We start from the raw sequence: 2,057 nt of genomic DNA on the forward strand, positions 1-2,057 counted from the left end.
AAAAAGGCATTCGATTGTGTTATCTGAAGAATAACATGCTCGAATGCCTTTTTGAATACGTCCAGTTATTTAGTGCTTACAGGCATTTTAACACTTTCTCAAAAAATGGAAACAGTTAAAACAAAAAAGGACTGAATCAGGGTTACCTGATCCAATCCAATTATCATAATTATGAACGGGTTCTAAGTGATGCTCGAATACGAGCAGCCTTACCTTGCAATGCACGCAAGTAATAAAGCTTGGCACGACGAACTTGACCATGTCTTATGACTTCAATTTTGTCAACTCTTGGTGAATGAAGTGGGAAAATACGTTCAACACCAACACCGTTATTTACTTTACGAACAGTATAGGTAGCTTGAATGCCTGAACCCTTACGTTTGATAACAACGCCTTCAAACAATTGAATTCTTTCTCGAGTACCTTCGACAACCTTAACGTGAACTCGTAAAGAGTCACCTGCACGGAAATCTGGGATATCATCGCGTAGTTGTTCATTGTTGATTTTGTCAATCAATTGATTCTGTCGCATAAACAAATCTTCCTTTCACTAACATTCATTATCTTGTTTGACAGCGGAATGTTGTTTTGCGGCTTGCGCCAAATGCTAGTTTACCACAAGCTTTAGTTCTCTGTAAAGGGTTTTTTCTTGTCAGTGTCTTCACTGGCAGCCCTTTCTTCCTCTTCAATCCGAACATCAGCGAGCAAATGCTTCTGAGTGCTCGTTAACTTCTGATGGTCAATCAAGTCTGGCCTCCGTTGGTAAGTCCGTCTGAGGGCTTCTTTTTGGTTCCAGAGAGCAATCTTTTTGTGATCACCATTCATCAGCACCTCAGGAACTTTCATTCCGCGAAATTCTGCCGGCCGGGTATATTGAGGCTCCTCAAGTAAGCCGGTTGAAAATGATTCTTCAACTGTTGATTGTTGATTGCCAAGGACACCAGGGATAAGCCGACTAATTGCGTCGATCATCACCATTGCAGGTAATTCACCACCCGTTAGGACAAAATCACCAATTGAATATTCGTCGGTGACAATCGAACGGATTCGTTCGTCATACCCCTCGTAATGCCCGCAAATGAACGTCAGGTGTTCAGCTTGCGCCAATGATTCGGCATTGTGTTGCTTAAACTGTTTACCAGCTGGATCCATTAAAATGACCTGACCCGCTGGTAAACCCGCTTTTTCCGCTTCGGATCGGGTATGATCGTAAGCGTCAATGATCGGTTGGGCTTGCAGCAACATTCCGGCGCCCCCACCAAAGGGATAGTCATCAACGTGCCGATGTTTATCCTGAGTAAATTCACGAAAGTTGGTAACGTTTAGATCAACGATTTTATTTTCAATTGCTTTTCCCATAATTGAGTCGTGCATCGGAATGCTGAACATTTCGGGAAATAAACTTAATACATCGATTCTCATTCGTCTAGCCCCTCCGGAACATCCACAGTAATTGTTGATTGATCCAAATCGACTTTCTTGATCACTGAATCAATCTTTGGAAGTAGTAAATTGCTCTTGCCTTCCCGTTGAACGACCCAAACGTCATTGGCACCAGGAGATAAAATTTCCTTCACCGTTCCGATTGAATAACCATCAAGATCAACAACATTGAGGCCAATAATTTGGTGATAATAGTATTCGCCAGGTTTTAAGTCATCGTCTGAAAGAAGGGTTTCATCCACAAAAATTTCGGATGGCTTCAAAAATTCAACATTATTGATAGATGGATAACCTTCAAAATGTAGTAGGATAAAATTCTTATGTTTTCTGACACCGTCAATGACTAATGGAATGAGAGCTGGTTTTTTGGCAACCTTTGCATAAATGGTGTTGCCAATTTGAAACCGTTTCTCAGGGAAATCAGTGATCGCAATCACGCGGACTTCCCCCTTAATTCCTTGTGTATTCACAATTTTGCCAACGGTATAGTAGTTCATAAGGTCCTCCTTTAGTGTTTATGTATAAGAAAAAAGTTGCCCAGTTTAAAATTCAAGTGCAACACTAATCAACTAGACCTTTCAGACTAGACATGAAAGGCCATGAAGACCTATTCT

The 2,057-nt window shown here is 41.2% G+C and carries 3 protein-coding genes; all 3 read right to left on the reverse strand.

The annotated features are described in order from the left end of the window. Positions 1 to 169 precede the first annotated feature (169 nt). Complete coding sequence (gene rplS, locus KTE19_RS13395) at positions 170 to 532, reverse strand: 50S ribosomal protein L19 (RefSeq protein ID WP_217342501.1); 363 nt, start codon at positions 530 to 532, stop codon at positions 170 to 172. A gap of 92 nt (positions 533 to 624) precedes the next feature. Further along, entirely contained in the window at positions 625 to 1,422 is a 798-nt protein-coding gene (gene trmD / locus KTE19_RS13400; protein WP_217162948.1) for a tRNA (guanosine(37)-N1)-methyltransferase TrmD, read from the reverse strand. Next, on the reverse strand, positions 1,419 to 1,940 hold the full coding sequence (gene rimM / locus KTE19_RS13405) for a ribosome maturation factor RimM (protein ID WP_217162946.1): 522 nt from the start codon (positions 1,938 to 1,940) through the stop codon (positions 1,419 to 1,421). The genes trmD and rimM overlap by 4 nt, the downstream gene beginning before the upstream one ends. Between the last annotated feature and the right edge of the window lie 117 nt (positions 1,941 to 2,057).

It is taken from the genome of Lentilactobacillus dabitei (assembly GCF_019061365.1).
Taxonomy (GTDB): domain Bacteria; phylum Bacillota; class Bacilli; order Lactobacillales; family Lactobacillaceae; genus Lentilactobacillus; species Lentilactobacillus dabitei.

Bases quoted from the DNA above. Each gene is read 5' to 3' on its own strand.
- rplS (WP_217342501.1), bottom strand. From the start codon at position 532: ATGCGACAGAATCAATTGATTGACAAAATCAACAATGAACAACTACGC.
- trmD (WP_217162948.1), bottom strand. From the start codon at position 1,422: ATGAGAATCGATGTATTAAGTTTATTTCCCGAAATGTTCAGCATTCCG.
- rimM (WP_217162946.1), bottom strand. From the start codon at position 1,940: ATGAACTACTATACCGTTGGCAAAATTGTGAATACACAAGGAATTAAG.